A 20734-nucleotide genomic window follows, 5' to 3' on the forward strand; every position below is an offset into this window, starting at 1 on the left:
GCTCTCGTATAGTGCCTATACCTTCCAAGATGATTATTGAATAGTAAGGCTTATTGAGACTCTGATTAAAATTCTACTTCGCTAAATTAAGTAGTAACTTGAGCAGGGGACAAGTACTCCCTTAAATTTATATGCCTTCAGCGTATCTATTCCATCTATGAACTTATCTGAATTAAAAAAGACACCGACATCAGAGCTGTTTGAATTAGCTCAATCTATGGGGCTTGATAGTGTTTCCCGCGCCCGGAAACAAGATATTATCTTCGCTGTTTTAAAAGCACATGCCCAAAATGGTGAGGACATCTATGGCGATGGTGTATTAGAAATATTGCAGGATGGATTTGGTTTCCTGCGCTCCCAAGATTCGAGCTATTTAGCTGGGGCGGATGATATTTATGTTTCACCTAGTCAAATTCGCCGTTTTGGTCTACGCACGGGAGACACGGTAACAGGGAAAATACGTCCCCCTAAAGAAGGTGAACGTTATTTTGCTTTGCTCAAAGTCGATACCATTAATATGGAAGCGCCAGAGCACGCACGCAATAAGATTTTATTTGAAAACCTGACCCCTTTACACCCAAGCTCACGCCTTAGAATGGAGCGTGGTAATGGTAGTAGCGAGGATATTACCGCACGGGTCATTGATATTGTGGCTCCGTTTGGTAAAGGACAGCGTGGCTTAATTATCGCACCGCCTAAAGCGGGTAAAACGTTAATGCTGCAAAATATCGCGCAAAGTATTACCTCCAATTATCCAGACTGCTATCTCATTGTCCTGCTGATTGACGAACGCCCTGAAGAAGTGACCGAAATGTCGCGTATGGTACAAGGCGAAGTGGTTTCTTCGACCTTCGATGAGCCTGCTACCCGTCATGTCCAAGTCGCCGAGATGGTGATTGAAAAAGCCAAGCGTTTAGTCGAGCACAAAATGGATGTAGTGATTCTACTGGATTCGATTACCCGTTTAGCTCGTGCCTACAATACCGTCGTGCCCTCTTCCGGTAAGGTATTGACCGGTGGGGTGGATGCGAATGCCCTGCATCGCCCTAAGCGTTTCTTTGGTGCTGCGCGTAATATCGAGGAGGGGGGTAGTCTCACTATTATAGCTACCGCTTTAATTGATACTGGCTCTAAAATGGACGATGTGATTTACGAGGAATTTAAAGGCACGGGTAATATGGAAGTGCATTTAGATCGTCGTATTGCTGAAAAACGCGTTTTCCCTGCCATCAATATTAATCGTTCTGGTACACGTCGTGAGGAGTTATTAACGACTCAAGATGAATTGCAAAACCTCTGGATTCTACGCAAATTCCTACACAGTATGGATGAATTAGAGGCGATGGAATTCTTATATGAAAGACTATCTAAGACTAAAATGAATAGTGAGTTTTTCGACACTATGCGGCGTAATTAAACGCTCATTATCCCCATAAAAAAGGCGCATTTAGCGCCTTTTTATTATGATTTTTTGGGGTGAGCAACATTTAGCATTAAGAGCCGTATTAATGGTTTTACTCTGGCAAAATATCAGTTAATTCTAATTGTGCTTCTTTAAGTAGTTTATCGAATAGAGGCTGATCAATTTTAAGAGTTAACACATAATCCCCTAATTCATTAATGGTTTCCGCAGTGATAGCTTCTTCTTTATAAAGCTGAGCGCGTAATTTAGCGTGCTTAGCTTCTAACTGAACTACTCCAGTAAAGACTTGAGTTGAAAAATAATCACCTAAATAATTCAACAACAAATCGATACCTAAACCTTGCTGCGCCGAAATAAAAATTCGGGTAGGAGTTGTACCATCGGAGGGTTCGATTCTAGGAGTTTGATTATCTAAGTCTATCTTATTATAAATTTCAATCTGGGGTACTTGCTCAGCACCAATTTCTTGAATAACAGCATTAACTTGTTCGATAAAAAGATCGCGCTGCTCATCGTGACTATCAATAACATGCAACAATAAATCAGCTTCAACCGTTTCTTGCAAAGTAGAGCGAAAAGCGACTACTAAATCGTGGGGCAGATTACGAATAAATCCTACGGTGTCCACCAGAATAATATCTTGCTGATTAGGGAGGGTTAAACTGCGTAAAGTAGGGTCTAGCGTGGCAAATAGCTGATCGGCTGCATACACATCCGCTTTAGTTAGGGTATTAAATAAAGTCGATTTACCCGCATTGGTGTAACCTACCAACGATACGGTAGGCACTGAAGCTTTACGCCGAGATTGGCGTCCCTGTTCGCGTTGATTTTGTACCTTTTCTAAGCGTTTATTAATTTGCTTAATGCGTTCGGCTAATAGGCGGCGGTCGGTTTCCAATTGAGTTTCGCCCGGACCTCTTAAACCAATGCCTCCTTTTTGGCGTTCAAGATGCGTCCAACCGCGTACTAAACGCGTAGACATATATTTGAGCTGAGCCAGTTCAACTTGTAATTTACCATCATGACTACGCGCCCGCTGAGCAAAAATATCGAGTATTAATCCTGTGCGATCTAACACACGACATTGTAAAAAGCGTTCTAGGTTACGTTCTTGGGCGGGAGATAATGAATGATCGAAAATCACGAGATCGGCTTGGTGAGCCTCCACTAAGGCTTTTAATTCGTCAGCTTTGCCTTCACCAATAAAATAACGTCTATCGGGAGTAGGGCGGGATCCCGTTAGTAGGGTAATAACTTCAGCACCGGCTGATTTAGCTAATTCAGCGAACTCCTGTGGGTCAGGAGCTTGCTGAACAGAAGCGAGTTTAATCTGCACCAGTATGGCATTTTCACCCGCATTAGGACGCTCGAATAGCTCCACTATTGGGCAACCACCTTATTACTCATTAGCCAAATTGAGTTTAATAGGGCGGGCGGGAACAATCGTTGAAATGGCGTGCTTATACACTAATTGATTAACGGTATTACCTAATAGCACTACAAATTGATCAAATGACTCGACGTGCCCCTGTAATTTAATTCCATTAACAAGATAAATAGACACTGGAATCCGTTCCTTTCTCAGTGCGTTGAGGAAGGGTTCTTGTAACGTGTGCCCTTTCGACATGCTTTTCTCCTAAAGTCTTTTTCGGGTTTGTGGTTGTTATGGTCTAACGTCAACAGGAGACGCTAGCCAGTCGTTTATTTCTTCGACGGTTAAAAGCTTACCAGTTTTGAGAATGGGTAAAAACATCAGTCTATCCGACTTATCCATTTATCTATTAATAAACGCCGAGACGTTATAAATAATCGATGGAAGGTTAAGTTGTTCAGGACTGTAGTTGTATAAATCAGTTTCTGAACGCAACCAAGTTATTTGACGTTTTGCAAGCTGCCGCGTGGCTACAATAGCACGATTGCGCATGGTGTTGTAGTCTATTTTACCTTCAAGGTGCTCCCAAACTTGACGATAACCTACTGAACGAATAGCAGGTAGGGCAGTATGTAAATCTCCACGCTGGAAAAGTCTCTCAACCTCCTCTAACAGCCCCTGTTCTAACATGATGTCGAACCTTTGCGCAAGTCGTTCATGCAACCATTGACGATTTTCTGGCATAAGAGTCAACTTTAGTAGTCGATAAGGGCATTTTGCTTGTTGAGTAGCTCTTTGTAAGTCTGTTAATGATTGTCCGGTAATTCGATACACCTCTAAAGCACGTTGTAAACGTTGCGGGTCATTAGGGTGAATACGCTCAGCCGCTACAGGATCAATAGTTTTTAATTGATCATGCAAATATTGCCAACCCAAAGTCTCTGCTTCAGAGAGTAATTGAGCACGAATCTCAGGATCAGCATCAGGCAGTACGGACAAACCATGCTCTAAAGCGCGAAAATACAGCATGGTCCCTCCCACTAAGAGGGGAATACGTCCAGCAGCCGTTATGTCTTGCATTTCCCGTAAGGCGTCTTCACGAAAGTTAGCAGCAGAATAGGGTTGTGCCGGATCCAGAAAGTCAATCAAACGATGCGGAGCTTGGGCGAGTGTCTGAGCATCGGGTTTAGCTGTACCAATATCCATACCCTTATAAATCAGCGCCGAATCAACACTGATAATTTCTACGGGTAGTTGCTGGCGTATCGCTACGGCTAAATCGGTTTTGCCTGTGCCAGTGGGACCCATTAAAAAAATAGCGGGAGGTAAGGTTGTAGTCATTGCCCACGCATAAATAATTTATCAATTTGTGCCAAACTCATTTGCGCCCAAGTAGGACGCCCATGATTACATTGCCCACTACGCTCAGTGCGCTCCATTTCTCTGAGTAAGGCATTCATTTCAGGTAAGGTCAAGGTTCTATTAGCCCGTACTGCTCCATGACACGCCATGGTGGCAAGAATTTCATTGATCGCTTGCTGTACTCGTAGTGTATTGCCATAGGTGTTTAGATCCGCTAATACATCACGCACTAATTGTTCAATGTCACCGTCTTTGAGCAAACTAGGTACGGCGCGTATCACCAGTTTTTCTATACCCATAACACTTATTTCAAAACCTAGCTCGGTTAGTAAAGTCGCGTATTGATCTGCTAAATCAGCCTCCATTTTACTAACCGTAAAGCTTAGAGGCACTAGCAAAGGTTGAGAGCGTATCGAATCTTGTCCCATACTCTGTTTTAAGCGTTCATAAGTGACGCGCTCATGGGCAGCGTGCATGTCTACAATCACTAAGCCCTGTGCATTTTGTGCCAGAATATAAATGCCTTGTAATTGGGCAAGTGCATAACCCAAAGGTGGCATATCCTCATTGAATGATAGAGCAGGATTAAGCACATCACTCTGGGTAGCAGCCTCTTGTGCAACTGCTAATGTGGGGCTTTCCTGCTCATCCTCAGCCTGAAACCATTGCTTATAAGCCTGCATAGTTTCTTGAACGGGTAAGCTCAGCCGCTCTTGTGAGGAGTAGGTAGGGGTATAAGTAAAACGCTGATTAGCTGGAGTAGGGCTAGATGATGAGGGTGAATAGGGTTGAGCGTACTCAGTCGCCTCAGGAGTAGGAGTACTGATACCATAATCCGCTAGAGATTGAGGTAAAGGGATAGCCTCATTTGGCGGTTCAGAGGTATTCCATTGAGTAGGCTGGAGCTGATCTTGCGGGCGAATATTAGCTAATGCCTGACTCACCGTTTGCTGCACAAAATCATGTACTAAGCGCCCCTCTCTGAAGCGTACCTCTTGCTTGGTAGGGTGCGCGTTCACATCGACCCATTGCGGTTCTAGCTCTAAAAACAGCACATAAGCTGGATGGCGACCCTGATAGAGTACATCTTGGTAGGCCTGTTTAATCGCATGATTAACATACTTATCGCGAATATAACGCCCATTCACATATAAATACTGCAAATCAGTTTGCGAACGTGAAAAGGTTGGTAAGCCTAACCAACCCCATAACCTTAAACGTGATCCCGCTAATTCATGATCAAAATAAATACTTTGCTCAGCAAAAGGAGTGCCACAGAGTTCGCTAATACGTTTAGGGGCACTGTATTCATCCTCATGCACTTTGAGGCGTAAGATGGTTTTCTGGTTATGAGTCAGGTGAAAGCTAATATCAAAACGACTGAGCGCTAGTTTTCTCACCATCTCTTCAATATGGCGAAATTCAGTCGCTTCGGTCTTTAGAAATTTACGCCGAGCTGGAACATTAAAAAATAAATCCACCACATCGATGGTTGTCCCTATCGCATGGGGAGTAGGTTCTGGGGCTTGTAGAATGTCGTGCCCATCGCCTTGAATCTGCCAGCCTTCATTCGCTTCCCTAAAATTAGAACGCAAGGTAAGGCGCGATACTGAGGCTATACTAGGCAAAGCTTCACCCCGAAAGCCTAAGCTCTGGATATGTTCTAAATCATCAAGGCTGAAAATTTTGCTGGTGGCATGGCGACTCAAAGCCAGTGCTAATTCGTCTTTAGGAATACCTGAGCCATTGTCACGCACGCGAATGCGTTTGAGTCCACCTTGTTCAATATCAATATCGACTTGTGTTGCACCTGCATCGAGGGCATTTTCGACTAATTCTTTAATGACGGAAGCGGGGCGCTCTACCACCTCACCTGCTGCAATTTGATTGATTAAGTGAGGAGGTAGTTGCCGTATGGTCATTTAAATCTTGGGTTTGCCGTCTTGGGGGTTATCAGGGGTAGCCGTAGTAGCTTCAACCGCTTTGGTATCTGCCATGCTAGTCGGTGTTTTAATGCTTAGCAAGTCCTTAGAGCGATCTGCACTCACACCATAGCGCAATAAAATATCTGGCTGCTTACGTTTGGCTTCATCGCGTTCAATCACAATTTGGAAGCCATCATCGGCCTGTAGCTTAATAAACTCTTCATTACTCGCTTCCATTAACTCATAAAATTCGTGGAAGTTTTTCACTGGTTTATTATTGACTTTGGCAATTACCACATTACTAGCATGATGGTAGTCTTTGTTAATGTCCGCAGGTAGTACCTTGGTCATTAATACTACTTCAGAACGCTCTTTAGTAGGTGGCTCTTGCGATAAAGCCGATAACTCCACCGGAACAGGATCTAAGGCACGTAATACATTATGATTCAGAGGCATAAATACAAAACCGCCATAAATGACATAAGTCGGTTGAGTATCATATTGACGCGGTTTTACTAGTAAATATTCTTTACCCGGACGGTCGAGTAATAAGGTGATGTCTTGTGCTTTAGAATCGCGTAATAAGGTAAATTTCACCGATTCACCTAACTGATGCGTGTCAACATAGTGGGTGTAATCAATATATTCGCCGGGGCGAAACTCTACCGAACCATTATTTTGAATAGGATGGCCGTCAATATGGGTAATAATATCACCCTCACGAATCAAATTATCCTTAGCCGCAGGGGTATCAGAGTAAACTTTATAAACTAATACCCCAGTCTGGTCATTAGCCAATTGATACTTACGGCGCATGGAAGGATTTTCCATCGATTGGACTAAAAAGCCCGGAAAGCCAAAACCATGCGTTTTGTTATCTTTTACATCGCTTAAAAAGTGACGAATGATAGGGGTGGGGATCATATAACCAATATTTTCGGTTAAAAACCCCGACTGCATGGCAACGCCCACAACTTTCCCACCAGAAATAACGGGGCCACCACTATTACCAAAGTTAATCGCCGCGTCGACTTGAGCCGCTAATAGATTTTCACCCGTATGCGCATAATCTTGCTTTTCAATACGTGATACCACACCCCGCGTTACGCTTAAGGTATTGCCCCCAATGGGAAAACCGTACACCTCAATCGGTTGCTGCATTTTAGGCAGATCACCTAGCTCCAGCGGCTTAATATCCTTGTAAATTTCTCTATCTTTAGGGCGCAATAAAGCGAGGTCGGCTTCGTGCGAAATATTAACCACTTCCGCTTCGTGGCGCTCGGTTTCACCGTGGCGTTGTATTTCGATAAAAGTAGCATCCGCCGCTACGTGTGCATTGGTCAGAATCAGCCCACCTTCAATGATCAAGCCTGAACCAGAGCCTTTTTGAGTGTCTGAATTCCAAGGTGATAAGGTATCGTAAGAATGTTTAACCACATACACATGAATCACTGCATCTTTAATTAAACGCCGCTGTTCTGGAGTTAGTTTATCGTTTTCAGTACTTAAAATTTCAGTACTATTAGGTACAGCAACTTTAGCTGAAGCACTAGCTGGGCTTGCTGCGGCATAAAGATTGGATGTTAGCAGCCCTAAACTCAATACCGTGATAAAGTGAATATATTTTAGTTTCATTATGTAATCCTGAAATCAACTCATCGGGAGCCAGTAAAATTTTTAAAATGTATAACATCCCTGTGCCATTCCTAGTCTCTACATTAGCCCTAAATTACGAAAATTACCAAGTCGTAGTTGAACTTATCGGTTTTTAAGGAAAAACTTGCTATTCTTCGCCCCTTGAGGTGGCTAGTGAGCCAGAACTTTAACAGGATAGCATGATGACGGATTACAAACACACGCTAAATTTACCGACAACTTCTTTTCCTATGCGTGGCGATCTTGCGAAACGCGAACCCGCTATGTTGAAAGATTGGGCTGAACGTCAGCTCTATCAAAAGTTGCGTACTTTAGCGGTCGGGCGTCCCCCATTTGTTTTACACGATGGTCCACCCTATGCCAATGGCATTATTCATATCGGTCATGCAGTCAATAAAATTCTCAAAGATATTATTGTTAAGTCTAGAACATTAGCGGGCTATGATTCTCCCTATGTGCCCGGCTGGGACTGTCACGGTTTACCTATTGAAAAGAAAGTAGAGGATACTATTGGGCGTGCGGGTGTGGTGGTAGACCCGTTTACTTTCCGTAAGGCGTGCCGTGAGTTTGCTAAAGAGCAGATTGATCTTCAGCGTAAAGATTTTATGCGTTTAGGCGTGATGGGTGATTGGGATAATCCCTATCTAACCATGAATTTTGGTACTGAAGCGAATATTGTACGGGCTTTGGGCAAGATCGTAGCCAATGGGCATGTGTATAAAGGCTTTAAACCTGTGCATTGGTGTACTGATTGTGGTTCGGCTTTAGCCGAGGCCGAAGTGGAGTATCAAGATAAGTACTCTTACTCGATTGATGTACGCTTTGGTGTGGCGGATGAAGCTGAACTGTTACGACGTGTGCCGCAAGCCAACGGTCACGGATTAGCCTCGGTCGTTATTTGGACCACCACTCCTTGGACGCTACCTGCGAATGAAGCGGTCGCACTCAATAGTGAACTAGATTATGTAGTAATAGACACAGGGTCAGAGCGTTTAATTGTCGCCGAGGGTTTAGCTGAAGCAGTGACCAAACGCGCGAAACTAGAAAATGTCACGGTGCTGGCTACATTTAAAGGTCAAGTACTCGAAGGTCTAAAGCTCAAGCATCCTTTTTATGAGCGTCAAGTACCGGTGATTTTAGGCGAACATGTGACTCTAGAGGCAGGTACGGGTGCAGTACATACCGCTCCTGCACATGGTCAAGAGGACTTTGTGGTAGGGAAATTGTATGGCTTACCAGTGAATAATCCGGTCGGGGGCGATGGTAATTTCTTACCTTCGGTGCAGTATTTTGCGGGTGAGTCGGTACATAAAGTCGGTGCACATGTGCTCGAAGTACTCAAAGAGCACCAGACCTTATTGGCTCAAGGTAAACTCAATCATAGCTATCCCCATTGCTGGCGGCATAAAACGCCACTGATTTTCCGTGCCACACCGCAATGGTTTATCAGCATGGATAAACAAGGCTTACGTGCCAAAGCTTTAAATGCTATCCAAAATGAAGTGCAATGGGTTCCCGAATGGGGTCAAGCACGCATTGAAGGCATGATTGCTAACCGTCCTGATTGGTGTATCTCACGCCAGCGTACTTGGGGTGTGCCGATTACTTTATTTATTCATAAAGAAACGGGCGAACTACATCCACGTACTGAGATGCTGTTTGAAGAAGTGGCTCAACGTATTGAGCAAGCGGGTATTGACGCATGGTTTGCTTTAGATAAAGCCGAATTACTCGGTGCTGATGCTGAGCACTATGACAAAACCACGGATACCTTAGACGTGTGGTTTGACTCCGGTACGACTCATTACTCTATTTTAGAATCGAATCCTAAGCTTGGTTTTCCGGCTGCTATGTATTTAGAAGGATCGGATCAGCATCGGGGTTGGTTCCATTCTTCGCTCTTGACCTCGATTGCTATGAATGGGTGCGCACCCTATCAAGCAGTTCTCACGCATGGTTTTACCGTGGATCAAAACGGCGAGAAAATGTCTAAGTCCAAAGGGAATATCGTTGCTCCCCAAGAAGTAACCGATACCTTAGGGGCGGATATTCTAAGGCTTTGGGTAGCGAGTACTGACTATAGTGGTGAGATGAGCGTGTCTAAGTCTATCTTAGATCGGACTACCGATGCTTATCGCCGTATTCGCAATACTTCGCGCTTTTTACTAGCCAACTTAAATGATTTTGATCCCGCACACGATATTGTACCAACAGCGCACCTGTTGCCTTTAGATCGTTGGGCGCTAGATCAAGCCTATCAAGTACAAGAGCGTATTACCAAGGCTTACAGCGATTACCAATTCCATAAGGTGGTACAAGAAATACAGAACTTCTGTACTCAGGAAATGGGTAGTTTATTCCTTGATATTACTAAAGATCGCCAATACACCATGCAGGCTAAAAGCCTAGGACGACGCTCGGCACAGACTGCTGCTTACCATATTCTGCAAGCAATGGTGCGCTGGTTATATCCGATCTTAAGTTTTACGGGTGAGGAAATTTGGCAAGCGTTACCCCAGCATAATGCACCTGAATCGGTAGTGTTGACGACTTGGTATGAAGGCTTAGCGCCACTCGATAGTAGCAGTGCATTGACGCCTGAGGATTGGACGCAAGTGTTGGCATTACGTGAGGCGGTTTCTAAGCAATTAGAACTATTGCGCGTAGCGGGGCATATTGGTGCAGGCTTAGCGGCTGAGGTCGATATTTATGCAGATCTTGAATCCAATAGTGCTATTGCTACGATGGATAAAGCGCAAGAGCTAAGCTTTATTTTTATCACCTCGGCAACACATTTAAAACCCTATGCAGCCAAGCCAGAAGATGCGGTCGATTTAGGGAATGGTATCGCGATTCGGGCTTATCCCTCACCTTATACCAAATGTGAGCGCTGTTGGCATTACTGTGAGGATGTAGGGTCACATACTGAGCATCCACATTTATGTGGGCGTTGTATTGAGAATATTGAGGGCGCAGGAGAGCAGCGTCACTATGCGTAATTTAGCTTCAAGCGAACGCTCAACAGTGGGTATGTTGCACTGGTTATGGTTGGCGGCAGTAGTAATTGCCATCGACCAACTCACTAAATGGATGGCTGAGTCGAATCTATTAGAAGGGCAACCGGTTCCTATTTTGCCCCATCTCAATATGACCTTGGCTTATAACAAGGGCGCTGCCTTTGGCTTTTTGGCTAATCACGAGGGCTGGCAAATTTGGCTATTTGCCGCATTAGCGGTGATTGTAAGCGTGGTTATTGTGCGCTGGTTGCATAAATTGCCTTCAGATCGCCCTTGGGTGGCGAGTTCATTAGCCTTAATTCTAGGCGGTGCGGTCGGTAATTTTATTGATCGTATTCTGCATGGCAAAGTGGTGGATTTTATTGATGTGTATTTTGACATTCCGTTTTGGATGCAGAATTATCATTTTGCCACCTTCAATGTGGCGGATATAGCGATTACGGTCGGTGCAGCGATGATGATTTTTATTGGGCTATTCGCTTCGCATCAATTGGAAGGTTAGTCTTTTGCTAGCCCAACTGTTTGATGGTTGGGCTATGTACTAAGTTTTTTAAATAGTTTTGTAATTCAAAGCTTTAATTATTTAGATCTCTTAATTCACTAATAAATGCTTGTGGATAATTCGTTAAATGCTCCTTATTAGGAGTATTCAACCCAATAGCTCTAGCCGCTAGCTCAGTAAAATCTACGCAACTTTCATTAATAAAATGATAAGGCACTACACCATTACGGATAGCTTCCGTATTCATTAATACATAATCATACATTTGTTTAGTGACGCTTACGACTAAACCATTATTAGCAGCACTTAAACTATTAGCAGTTTCCTTGACAATATGCCCCGGTACTGTGCCGAAAGCTGCCTTGCTACTATTTTGGGGATATAAGCCATAGCCTAATAATGATGTCCATTGATTAGTGCTACGATCTTTAATGCCCCAGATAATAAAAGCATGCCCCGGTGCATAATCTCGTGCTGCAAAGATTAACCAATAGCTAGTATTAGTACTCCATGAATTAGCGCCTCGATCAATGGTTTTAAAATCTGCCAATACCGATGTACTAATTATGAGTAGTAAACTTAATAGTAATTTATAGAGTGTTTTCATTTTGGCAATTCCAAAGAGCCTATTTATTATACTAAATAGGCTGTTTCACCAATTATTAAAAATTGAAGGTTCTGCGTACTGCTGTTTCAACCACATGTCCTGTATATTTTAGGGAGTCATTACTGACTTGATTAATGCCTAAGTTGGCTTGAGCAAAAGCACTAGGACGAGTAATAGTAAACGTCACAGTACCGGATAATGGTTTTTTATCAGTACCATCCTGCACACAGGGAATTTTCCATTTGTCTTTTACATTTAAACCATTGTAATTAGCTTTAGCTTGTACCGTAAAACCATCCTCTAATGAACCTTCGGTTTTTAATACTACAGGATTGGATAAAGTAACACTTAAGGTATAAGTAGCACCATGACAGCCCAATACTACTCTGGTGCGATCATCTTTGCTAAAACTGACTGTTTGACCATTAATCTTATTGCTTAATACACTTTGAAATTTATCTTGGATAGCGTCTGCAAAAGCCATATTCGAAAGCATTAAAACTACTAAAGTAGTACTGATGATGGATTTCATTTCATATCTCCTTATTTATAGCTTATGGAAAAATTTTTATACCTCACACAGCTAAAAGCCTAACAAGTAATTTTAATAAAAAAATCGTCCAGTTTTGTGATGATCATTCTTTCTGACCGTAACATTTTGTCGCTATTACTAAGCACTTATTTATTTGCTATATAGAAGCAATGAGTGTGGAGGGATAACAAGCATGACAACTGAACAGGATGAATCCGCCTTAGCACAAAAGAAGGCAACCGCTTTATTAGTACTGCATTATTTACAACAAGAAGCCCAATGGGCTGATATTTATCCATTTATTCTTAGTCGAGGCTATCAAAAGGTTGCTAATCCAGAAGAACTACAAATGAAACGGGCTTTGACTGACCATGACACTTGCATTATGGCTATGCTGATTTACCTCCACTACAGCTTAGCCAAGGAAACTCATACAGTAAGTTCGTTAGCCAAAGCGATGGATAACTCTAGCCTCAATGCTAGAAAAGCGCGAGAACGTAAAATATTACGAGCACTTAAAATGATTGCAGGTTATCAGCTGATTGATTTTTATCGTGATACTCACCAAGGGGAAAGAACCTGTATTCGCATAGAAGCAAATGATTTATTAATTGAGTTCTTAGAAAACCATTTTTTCAAAAGAAAGGAGTGAAATGATGCGACATTATTTAAAAATATTGGGGACTATACTAATTACTTTTCTATTGACGGTATCTACGAGTACTTATGCAGGTGTTGATACTGATAGCTTAAAAGAGTACTTAGAAAAAACTCTAAATCGTTAGTCAGGAGAAGCTGTCTAGTAAGATCGATCATCTCAAACCTAATAATTTATTAGACAGCTTACTAAATCTAGTAAAGGTGAATATATCACAACACCTCAATCGACACAGGTATAAGCTGAAAGCTGTAGTGTGTCAGTTGAGGAAAACATCATGAAATCCATCGCGTTAGCTATTACGACAGGGTTATTAAGTGTAGTGCTGTCAGCCCCTAGTTATGCCTTAGTTGCCCCCGGTAATGTATTATGTGCCTCCCATCATAAACCTTTAAAAGTCCGAGTGAGCTTTGATGCTGCTTTTGAAAATGGCGTTATTATTACCGATAGCGCTACGGGTCGAGTAGCAATGACCTTTAATAACTTTTATGGGCGTGGAGCAGGGCGCGAATGGCGTTCAGGGGCTGGTACGTGGGTTAGTCGTCCGGGGCGTTGCTATACCGTGCGTGCTCAACACAAAACAGGTCCCGCCAACCCTAGTTTACCTTGGGTGGAAAGCCACTATCAGCGTGACGGTAATAAGCTAGGCTTTGAAGATGGTGCGGATAATGACTATAACGATGCAGTAGTGCGTATCTTACGCTGAAACTAATACTAGAGCTTACTCATATCATCATTAAGAGTAAGCTCAACTCATTAGCGCAAAGCAGCGGCTAGATTCGGATACTGTAAAGTAATACCTAATTCATTCAATAGCTTGTCATTACGAATGCGCCGCGATTCTTGTAAATACGATACCATTCCCGCACTCAATACTTGTTTGGCTTCCTCTAAACTCATCTGAGGAGGACGCGGCAAACCTGCATAATCGGCTATTTGATTAAAGTATTCGGTCATAGTGGAAGGATTGCCGTCCGTAGCATTATAAATCGCTCCCTTGGGTGCTTGCTCCATCGCTACTTTGGCAATCATGGCTAAATCATCCGCGTGAATTCTATTAGTCCAAGGTGCTTCCTCGGCTTTGACTACGGGTTCGCCGCGTTTTAAGCGTTCTAAAGGCAAACGATCTAGCGCATAAATCCCCGGCACGCGCAAAATCACACCATCACCCTTATATTGTTGCATCCAATCGCGTAGAGCGGTTTCAGCGTCGAGGCGGCGGATTGAGCGTTCATTATTGGGTTGAGCGGGAGTGTTTTCGTCAATCCAAGCGCCTTTAGAATCCCCATAGACGCCTGTCGTGCTGATTAACACGATACGTCGTGGAGCGGATTGCACGGCGAGTAAAAAGCGCCTCAGACGGCTATCGACTGAACCACTACTAGGGGGCGGGGCAAACCAAAAAATATCACGCCCTTCAAACGCATTACGTGGAAAAAAGCTGCCTGCATCCATATCACCTTGGCGCATTTCAATGCCTTGGGCTTGACCGAGTGTGACTGAATCTGCCCCCCTCACCCAGCCTATAGCTCCTATACCCTGATTTTGATATAAGCGAGCGACACGGCGACCTATATCGCCACAACCCATAATCCAAATTGCTTGTTGGAGTGCTGACATGAACCAAACCTCTTTAATCCTTGATGGTGGTCTTGCGACCGATATTCCGGTGGGGAAAACTAAGCGTCTGAAACATGATAAAGGGGCTGTATTGCTTTGCAATGTTAATGGCACTTTTTATGCGGTAGATGATCGCTGTACGCATGAGGATGCGTCGTTGTATTTGGGGTGTTTAAAGGGTGAGCGGGTGCATTGTTCTTTGCATGGGGGCGAGTTTTGCGTGAAAACGGGAGCACCTTTAAGAGAGCCTGCTGAAATTGCGCTACAAACTTATGCTGTTATGCTTGATGAAGGACGGGTTAGGGTTGTATTGGTGTAACCAAACTAAATGCTAGATATAGCTTTTTAAAACTCACATTGCTTATTATTACTATAAGGTAAATGTTAAATAATGAACTATGTTAGCTTATACTAATACTTAAACCTATATAAGACCAATAAACCTCTTGTGAGAGGTTTAATCTGATATAGTGCTTAGTAAATCTTTACAGGATGGAAAAATCACCAATGGATGTAAGCTATCATTATCCTCCCGAAGTTTTTTCCTTATTAGTGGATACAATCCCACTACTATGCAAGTCAAAACAAGATGTAATACTATTTTTAAAAGGGTCAGGTGTATCAAATAGCGACCTACACGATCTTGAGCATCGAGTTAAAACTGATCGTCAAAACATCAATAAGTACGAAATAGTCAGGACTTGCCTGCAACGCATAAATCAAAAAGGTGACTCTGAAATACGTACTAGAAGAGAACTAATAAAGAGAGTAGTGGAAATCGAAGAGTTTTCATGCTGTTGGGAAGGGGATCGACTAAAAGCAAAAGGTTTAGTTTCAGAAATTAGAAAAATAGTTAACATCAAAGACACATTCACTAAAATTAATCAAGAAAGGGCTAGGGAAAAAGACCAGCAGGCACAAGCATCAAAAATCCAAATAGAAAAAGAAAAAGAAAAAGTAAGAAAAGAAAGCATCCAAAAGATAAAATCTGACCTATTTTATCTCTTTTCACTTGATAATGAACCTCATAAAAGGGGCAAGTTACTTGAGAAAGTATTGAATGATCTATTCAAATCTTTTGAAATTTTAATAAAAGAAGATTTTAAGAGAGCTATCCCAAATCAATCGACAACAATGGAACAAATAGATGGGGTTATTGAGCTTGATGGTAATATTTATCTCGTTGAAATGAAATGGATTCAAGAAGCTGTTGGGATCGAGACTATAGCGCAACATCTAGTGAGATTATTCAATCGTGGTGATACAAAAGCAATTTTTATTGCTGCCAACGGATTTAAAGAAACTGCAATTGCTCAATGCCGAGAAGTACTCTCACAAAAGACTATAGTTCTATGCTCATTAGAAGAAATAGTCATGCTTCTTGAAAGGAGCGCTGATTTAAAAAGCTTTTTAAAGAGAAAAATTACTGGAACAACATTATATAAAGAACCTTTTTTTAAGGTTGAAATATAAATTTTATGTTAATGAGGGTATAGTAGTAATATATAGTTCTTAATATATCAATTCAAATATAATTCTTGACAAAAACTAAAATAAAAAATACTGTCTAGTCTGACCAGTTTTAGATGAGACCTAGGCTTATGCAAGAAAATACATGGCAACTTCAAGACGCAAAGAGCAAATTTAGCCAATTAGTCGACAGCGCCATGCGTCACCAGCCCCAGATCGTTACTAAGCACGGTAATAACGCTGTGGTGATTATCTCTTTTGAAGACTATATCAAACTGACTAAGCCCAAAGATAACTTGATTACCTTCCTCAGAAACTCGCCACTTATGGAAGCTGACCTTGAGATAACCAGAACCAAAGATAATCCAAGAGATATTGAGCTATGAAATATCTCTTGGATACCTGCGTTATTTCTGAAATCGTTAAAAAAGAACCTAATAAAAACGTATTAGCATGGTTAGCAGCTCAAGACGAGGATAGCTTATATCTGAGTATCCTAACCTTTGGCGAAATACAAAAAGGCATTGAAAAATCATCCGATCTCACCAGAAAGAAAAAATTAAAATTATGGGTCGAAGAAGATTTGAAACAACGTTTTGAAGGTCGAATACTCCCCATCAATTTAAAAGTCGTGACACTATGGGGTTCTATTCAAGGAATGGCTGAACTGGCTGGTAAAATGATGGCGACTATGGATGGACTCATAGCTGTATCAGGGCTAGCCAATAACTGCATTGTAGTGACTCGAAATATATCCGATATGGAGCAAAGCACCGCCGAGCTATTAAACCCTTGGGAGTATGAAGGTTAATTTTCTATATGCTTGAGATGAAACAACCGCAAGATAGGGCACTTTTACGGCGATTAGCTTTAGCTTCTCAAGGCTTATTGCAAACTCAACCTTATGGTCAGGGTTTAGCAGGGGCACGTAACGCCATTAATCACCTAGGTTATATACAGATCGATACTATTTCGGTCGTGGAGCGAGCACACCATCACGTTTTTTATACTAGAGTGCCTGACTTTAAACCCGCTATGACTAATGAACTGTTAGTACAGGGTGATATTTTTGAATATTGGTCACATGCTGCCGCGTTTTTGCCGATAGCGGATTTTCGTTTTTCCTTACCTTATAAACACGCCATCAAAAGCGGTCAAACCCATTGGTATAAAACTCGTGACCAAAAGCTGATGCACGAATTATTAGCGCGTATCCGTTCAGAAGGACCAATACGCTCCCGTGATGTGAAAGGGGATACGAAACAACGCGCAGGCTGGTGGGATTGGAAACCTGCTAAGCAAGCATTGGAGCAGTTGTATATGGAGGGGGATCTGATGGTGAGCAGCCGTGCAGGTTTTCAAAAGACCTATGATCTCACCGAGCGCGTTCTACCCTCGCATATCAATACCCAGATGCCTAGCCTAGAGGAATTTGCTGAGCATCTATTAGAGCAACAGTTGCGTTGTCATGGTCTGGTTACGCTCAAGGGGCTAACGTATTTGCGCCGCAATACGGAGCTACGCAAAGCGGTAAAAAATTTAGTGAGCGCAAGATTAGCGCAAGGCACTTTAGAACAAGTGCAAGTGAGCAATGGTGAGGTCTTTCTATTAGAGGCTGGTGCACTAGAGCGTTTTGTTTCTCCGTCAAGCAATCGTATGCTAATTCTTTCACCTTTTGATAATAGTGTGATTCAGCGCGATAGACTTAAGGCGCTATTTCAATTTGATTATCAAATTGAATGTTATTTGCCAGAAGTCAAGCGCCAGTATGGTTATTTTTGCTTGCCCCTACTTTATGGCGATGAATTTATTGGTCGCATGAATGCTAAGGCGCACCGCAAAACAGGGCATTTAGAAATTAAGGCTCTGCATTTTCACCCGCATCAGTTTGATGATGAGCTAGTGATTGCCGCGTGGTTAGAGGCGATTATAGCGTTTAGCCAGTTCCAACAGTGTCAGACCGTCTCCTTGACTCAGGTCTATCCCAATACACTGATTCAGCGTTTGCAGAATGCACTAAAATCCTTAACTTGATAACTCACGCTCTCAAACACAATGCACTAGAAGCGGTAGCCCAAACGTTTTAAAGGTAAATACAATTATTTCAGGCGCTTACATATACTCACAGGATTGCCTTATTGTTCCCCACAAAGTGCTTCCACCCATCATAATTTGGAGAAAAAAAGTATGAGCAAGCTCGATGAGATATTTAATGAGTTAAGCATCAGTATCGAAAGAAGTACTGAGTCAATGCGACATGATCTTATTGTCAAGGTAAGAGGCGCTCAAGTATATGCCGAAATGCTGGAAGGTGTATCTGTCGATTATTACGGTATGCCTACACCCCTGCAGCAAATGGCTACTATTTCCGTCCCTGAGCCGCGCATCATTACAATTAAGCCTTGGGAGCAATCGCAATTAAAAAATATTGACAAGGCAATCCGTGAGAGCGACCTGAATCTTAATCCTCAAATCCATAGTAATTTTATTCGTGTTCTTATCCCTGTTTTGAGCGATGCACGCCGTAAGGAGCTGGTCAGGCTCGCCAAAAAGTACGGTGAGGAAAGCAAAGCCGTTATTCATCGTAAGTATCTGCTTGGGGCAAATGAACAGATCGCACAACTGGAAGCGGATGGAGAGCTGAGTGGAAATGAGGCTAGCCAAGCGTATAGTAAGGTTGAGCAACTAGGTGCTGTAGCTATTAAACAAATCGATGAAATCGTTGCAGCCAAAGAGAAAGAAATTCTGACAGGCTAGCGATAGGTGCTAAACGCATTGGATCAGGTGTGCTAGCTCCGCTCATAAGCTGCAACTTAGGTTAGTTTTTCTAATCCATCAATTTAAAATAAGTCGTTTGTTGCATTGCAGCGAGCAAAGTAATCTATACACATAGTAAGAACAAAGAAAGCCAAGCCCCAAAGCAGAACACCATTAAATAGATTCATTTGCTTGGCTGTGTAGTATAGAGATTAAGAAGAATGAAGATTATGAATACAGTTCGATTAGTAGCTCAATCAACTGTGCAGTATATGAAAAGAGCTAGTATGCGTCGCCATTTAATGACCTTTAATGATGTAATGTTAGATGATATTGGCGTATCGCGTGAGTTATTAGAGCAGGGCGTAAAAGCTTACCCTTGGCTAATGAAAGCAAATAAAACATTTGATATGCCTCATATTAAGATCGTAGTCAGTCAAAATCATTACGATAAGGTATCAGGTATAAAAACAGCAGCTAATGATTTTCAGCAAGATGCTAAAGGTTTTGCTAAAGCTGCCTAAAAATTTATAGCTAAAGTGTATGTATTCAATGCTTTAGCTGAATCGTCTCCTCCTGTTACACAGCGGGATCAGCGTGGGAAGGCTGCACCTCCTCTAAGGTGGTTACACACTTCTCTTCTCTCTTCACGTCACGTAGTTTAGCCTGCGTTGATCTTACTGTGTATTTTATTTTAAGGGCCTGATTGGTGTATATCGATTTACCTAAACCCGTCAGGCACTTTAAAAAATAGAGCTGCAAGCACCACAGTAGCTCAATTATAAAAAGCTTGCGATCCGTCTGCTTTAGCAGCGGTTCGACAAGCTAATCTAATAGCTCATTTATTACCTTTTACTTTTCCAGTTTGACATTAATAAATCTAGTGCTGATTCGCTTTATCTAGAATCCATTTTCTAAATGCCACTACATTTTTTTGGCGGGCGCGACTTTCTAAGCTAATCACATAATAAGCGCGGGTCATCAGTGTGCTGAGATTAAAGGGAATAATCAGCCTACCCGATTGTAAATCCGCCGCAGCAAGGGGAGCCATCGTCAGTAATACCCCCTGACCTTCAGCGGCTGCATCTAAAGCGAGGGTAGCTTGGCTAAAATGTAAGCCTCTTTTCGGATCAATACCCTCAATTTTGAATTCGTTTAGCCACTCAGACCAACTCGGTCGACCCTCATAGCGCGTATCATCATGCAGTAAGACATGATATTTAAGGTCTTCGGGGGTTTTAAGCGGATGCTCGCCTTCCAATAATTTGGGGCTACACAGTGGTACAGCACGCTCTTGCTCTTTAAACAGCTTATCGACTCGACAGCCCGGATAGCTACCTCGTCCAAAACGTATCGCTATATCGACATTATTAAGACGCAGATCATCGGCACTAATCGTACCTTTAATACTGACCTGATCAATCAGATTAGCATCGGCAGATAGACGCATCTCTATACCGGGATGGTGCTCTAAAAAATCAGGTAAGCGAGGCATTAACCATTTACTAGCAAAGGTAGGCGCAGTCCAGACAGTAAGTGAGTTACGATCTGAATCTTGGCGCATCAGACGCATCGCCTCAGACAGATTAGATAAACCCTCTTGAATATGAGGTAACCCAGCCTCTCCGGCATCTGTTAAAGCCAAAGCGCGTGTTAAACGATGAAATACCGGTTTGCCAATATAATCTTCAAGCAATTTAATTTGCTGGCTTACCGCAGCAGGTGTGACGAACAGCTCCTCGGCAGCTTTGCTAATACTCAAATGGCGTGCTGCCGCTTCAAAGGCGCGTAAAGCATTTAGGGGTAAATGTTCAGCCATACCTGCTTCCTTAT

Annotated in this window: 21 protein-coding genes; 12 read left to right on the forward strand and 9 right to left on the reverse strand. The window is 42.5% G+C overall.

The genetic code is table 11. From position 1 onward, the window contains the following. Nucleotides 1–157 precede the first annotated feature (157 nt). Nucleotides 158–1417 (forward strand): transcription termination factor Rho, encoded by a 1260-nt coding sequence (gene rho, locus IPL34_RS06825; protein WP_296839625.1) that lies wholly within the window; start codon nt 158–160, stop codon nt 1415–1417. 97 nt (nt 1418–1514) lie between these two features. Here rho and hflX read toward each other — a convergent pair whose 3' ends face one another. From hflX to IPL34_RS06850, 5 genes are all read right to left on the reverse strand, one after another. After that, nucleotides 1515–2804 carry a ribosome rescue GTPase HflX gene (gene hflX / locus IPL34_RS06830; RefSeq protein ID WP_296839628.1) on the reverse strand — a complete coding sequence of 430 codons (1290 nt, stop codon included), beginning with the start codon at nt 2802–2804 and terminating at the stop codon, nt 1515–1517. Between the two features lie 18 nt (nt 2805–2822). Further along, nucleotides 2823–3050: an RNA chaperone Hfq gene (hfq, locus tag IPL34_RS06835; RefSeq protein WP_296839640.1), complete on the reverse strand. Its 228-nt coding sequence runs from the start codon at nt 3048–3050 to the stop codon at nt 2823–2825. Nucleotides 3051–3197: 147 nt separating this feature from the next. Continuing rightward, a complete protein-coding gene (gene miaA, locus IPL34_RS06840) occupies nt 3198–4136 on the reverse strand; it encodes a tRNA (adenosine(37)-N6)-dimethylallyltransferase MiaA (RefSeq protein WP_296839648.1) in 939 nt (312 codons plus the stop codon). Further along, a complete protein-coding gene (gene mutL / locus IPL34_RS06845) occupies nt 4133–6079 on the reverse strand; it encodes a DNA mismatch repair endonuclease MutL (protein ID WP_296839650.1) in 1947 nt (648 codons plus the stop codon). Before mutL ends, miaA begins: the two co-directional genes overlap by 4 nt. Further along, nucleotides 6080–7717: a S1C family serine protease gene (locus IPL34_RS06850; protein ID WP_296839653.1), complete on the reverse strand. Its 1638-nt coding sequence runs from the start codon at nt 7715–7717 to the stop codon at nt 6080–6082. 203 nt (nt 7718–7920) lie between these two features. Here IPL34_RS06850 and ileS point away from each other — a divergent pair, with 203 nt between their 5' ends. Both ileS and lspA read left to right on the forward strand, forming a co-directional pair. Next, the gene (gene ileS / locus IPL34_RS06855) at nt 7921–10737 is read left to right on the forward strand and encodes an isoleucine--tRNA ligase (protein WP_296843046.1); all 2817 of its coding nucleotides are present in this window, start codon (nt 7921–7923) and stop codon (nt 10735–10737) included. After that, entirely contained in the window at nt 10730–11257 is a 528-nt protein-coding gene (gene lspA / locus IPL34_RS06860) for a signal peptidase II (RefSeq protein WP_296839656.1), read from the forward strand. Before ileS ends, lspA begins: the two co-directional genes overlap by 8 nt. A 73-nt stretch (nt 11258–11330) precedes the next feature. On the opposite strand, the gene IPL34_RS06865 is transcribed toward lspA, so the two are convergent. Further along, nucleotides 11331–11864, reverse strand: a complete 534-nt coding sequence (locus tag IPL34_RS06865) for a hypothetical protein (protein WP_296839658.1) — start codon at nt 11862–11864, stop codon at nt 11331–11333. A gap of 55 nt (nt 11865–11919) precedes the next feature. After that, nucleotides 11920–12396, reverse strand: a complete 477-nt coding sequence (locus IPL34_RS06870) for a hypothetical protein (protein WP_296839661.1) — start codon at nt 12394–12396, stop codon at nt 11920–11922. 193 nt (nt 12397–12589) lie between these two features. Between IPL34_RS06870 and IPL34_RS06875 the strand changes: the two genes are divergently transcribed. Both IPL34_RS06875 and IPL34_RS06880 read left to right on the forward strand, forming a co-directional pair. Beyond that, nucleotides 12590–13048, forward strand: a complete 459-nt coding sequence (locus tag IPL34_RS06875) for a hypothetical protein (protein WP_296839664.1) — start codon at nt 12590–12592, stop codon at nt 13046–13048. Nucleotides 13049–13331: 283 nt separating this feature from the next. Further along, nucleotides 13332–13760 (forward strand): hypothetical protein, encoded by a 429-nt coding sequence (locus IPL34_RS06880; RefSeq protein ID WP_296839666.1) that lies wholly within the window; start codon nt 13332–13334, stop codon nt 13758–13760. A 50-nt stretch (nt 13761–13810) separates the two neighbouring features. Here the strand turns inward: IPL34_RS06880 and IPL34_RS06885 are convergent, their stop codons facing one another. Next, entirely contained in the window at nt 13811–14674 is an 864-nt protein-coding gene (locus IPL34_RS06885) for an SDR family oxidoreductase (RefSeq protein ID WP_296839669.1), read from the reverse strand. Between IPL34_RS06885 and IPL34_RS06890 the strand changes: the two genes are divergently transcribed. From IPL34_RS06890 to IPL34_RS06920, 7 genes are all read left to right on the forward strand, one after another. Then, nucleotides 14673–14993, forward strand: coding sequence for a non-heme iron oxygenase ferredoxin subunit (locus IPL34_RS06890; RefSeq protein WP_296839671.1), 321 nt, complete (start codon nt 14673–14675; stop codon nt 14991–14993). The genes IPL34_RS06885 and IPL34_RS06890 overlap by 2 nt on opposite strands. A gap of 173 nt (nt 14994–15166) precedes the next feature. After that, nucleotides 15167–16147 carry a restriction endonuclease gene (locus tag IPL34_RS06895; RefSeq protein WP_296839674.1) on the forward strand — a complete coding sequence of 327 codons (981 nt, stop codon included), beginning with the start codon at nt 15167–15169 and terminating at the stop codon, nt 16145–16147. A 128-nt stretch (nt 16148–16275) separates the two neighbouring features. After that, nucleotides 16276–16530 carry a type II toxin-antitoxin system Phd/YefM family antitoxin gene (locus IPL34_RS06900; protein ID WP_296839685.1) on the forward strand — a complete coding sequence of 85 codons (255 nt, stop codon included), beginning with the start codon at nt 16276–16278 and terminating at the stop codon, nt 16528–16530. Beyond that, nucleotides 16527–16955 carry a type II toxin-antitoxin system VapC family toxin gene (locus IPL34_RS06905; RefSeq protein WP_296839691.1) on the forward strand — a complete coding sequence of 143 codons (429 nt, stop codon included), beginning with the start codon at nt 16527–16529 and terminating at the stop codon, nt 16953–16955. The genes IPL34_RS06900 and IPL34_RS06905 overlap by 4 nt, the downstream gene beginning before the upstream one ends. A gap of 8 nt (nt 16956–16963) precedes the next feature. Next, complete coding sequence (locus IPL34_RS06910) at nt 16964–18178, forward strand: crosslink repair DNA glycosylase YcaQ family protein (protein ID WP_296839701.1); 1215 nt, start codon at nt 16964–16966, stop codon at nt 18176–18178. Between the two features lie 153 nt (nt 18179–18331). Beyond that, the gene (locus IPL34_RS06915) at nt 18332–18901 is read left to right on the forward strand and encodes a ribosome-recycling factor (RefSeq protein WP_296839706.1); all 570 of its coding nucleotides are present in this window, start codon (nt 18332–18334) and stop codon (nt 18899–18901) included. A gap of 230 nt (nt 18902–19131) precedes the next feature. Then, on the forward strand, nt 19132–19425 hold the full coding sequence (locus IPL34_RS06920; RefSeq protein ID WP_296839708.1) for a DUF1127 domain-containing protein: 294 nt from the start codon (nt 19132–19134) through the stop codon (nt 19423–19425). A 356-nt stretch (nt 19426–19781) separates the two neighbouring features. Here IPL34_RS06920 and gcvA read toward each other — a convergent pair whose 3' ends face one another. Next, the gene (gene gcvA / locus IPL34_RS06925) at nt 19782–20720 is read right to left on the reverse strand and encodes a transcriptional regulator GcvA (protein WP_296839711.1); all 939 of its coding nucleotides are present in this window, start codon (nt 20718–20720) and stop codon (nt 19782–19784) included. Nucleotides 20721–20734: the final 14 nt, after the last annotated feature.

It is taken from the genome of Thiofilum sp. (genome assembly GCF_016711335.1).
Classification (GTDB): Bacteria; Pseudomonadota; Gammaproteobacteria; order Thiotrichales; family Thiotrichaceae; genus Thiofilum.

Bases quoted from the DNA above. Each gene is read 5' to 3' on its own strand.
- rho (WP_296839625.1), top strand. From the start codon at position 158: ATGAACTTATCTGAATTAAAAAAGACACCGACATCAGAGCTGTTTGAA.
- hfq (WP_296839640.1), bottom strand. From the start codon at position 3,050: ATGTCGAAAGGGCACACGTTACAAGAACCCTTCCTCAACGCACTGAGA.
- miaA (WP_296839648.1), bottom strand. From the start codon at position 4,136: ATGACTACAACCTTACCTCCCGCTATTTTTTTAATGGGTCCCACTGGC.
- mutL (WP_296839650.1), bottom strand. From the start codon at position 6,079: ATGACCATACGGCAACTACCTCCTCACTTAATCAATCAAATTGCAGCA.
- IPL34_RS06850 (WP_296839653.1), bottom strand. From the start codon at position 7,717: ATGAAACTAAAATATATTCACTTTATCACGGTATTGAGTTTAGGGCTG.
- ileS (WP_296843046.1), top strand. From the start codon at position 7,921: ATGACGGATTACAAACACACGCTAAATTTACCGACAACTTCTTTTCCT.
- lspA (WP_296839656.1), top strand. From the start codon at position 10,730: ATGCGTAATTTAGCTTCAAGCGAACGCTCAACAGTGGGTATGTTGCAC.
- IPL34_RS06865 (WP_296839658.1), bottom strand. From the start codon at position 11,864: ATGAAAACACTCTATAAATTACTATTAAGTTTACTACTCATAATTAGT.
- IPL34_RS06870 (WP_296839661.1), bottom strand. From the start codon at position 12,396: ATGAAATCCATCATCAGTACTACTTTAGTAGTTTTAATGCTTTCGAAT.
- IPL34_RS06875 (WP_296839664.1), top strand. From the start codon at position 12,590: ATGACAACTGAACAGGATGAATCCGCCTTAGCACAAAAGAAGGCAACC.
- IPL34_RS06880 (WP_296839666.1), top strand. From the start codon at position 13,332: ATGAAATCCATCGCGTTAGCTATTACGACAGGGTTATTAAGTGTAGTG.
- IPL34_RS06890 (WP_296839671.1), top strand. From the start codon at position 14,673: ATGAACCAAACCTCTTTAATCCTTGATGGTGGTCTTGCGACCGATATT.
- IPL34_RS06885 (WP_296839669.1), bottom strand. From the start codon at position 14,674: ATGTCAGCACTCCAACAAGCAATTTGGATTATGGGTTGTGGCGATATA.
- IPL34_RS06895 (WP_296839674.1), top strand. From the start codon at position 15,167: ATGGAAAAATCACCAATGGATGTAAGCTATCATTATCCTCCCGAAGTT.
- IPL34_RS06900 (WP_296839685.1), top strand. From the start codon at position 16,276: ATGCAAGAAAATACATGGCAACTTCAAGACGCAAAGAGCAAATTTAGC.
- IPL34_RS06905 (WP_296839691.1), top strand. From the start codon at position 16,527: ATGAAATATCTCTTGGATACCTGCGTTATTTCTGAAATCGTTAAAAAA.
- IPL34_RS06910 (WP_296839701.1), top strand. From the start codon at position 16,964: ATGCTTGAGATGAAACAACCGCAAGATAGGGCACTTTTACGGCGATTA.
- IPL34_RS06915 (WP_296839706.1), top strand. From the start codon at position 18,332: ATGAGCAAGCTCGATGAGATATTTAATGAGTTAAGCATCAGTATCGAA.
- IPL34_RS06920 (WP_296839708.1), top strand. From the start codon at position 19,132: ATGAATACAGTTCGATTAGTAGCTCAATCAACTGTGCAGTATATGAAA.
- gcvA (WP_296839711.1), bottom strand. From the start codon at position 20,720: ATGGCTGAACATTTACCCCTAAATGCTTTACGCGCCTTTGAAGCGGCA.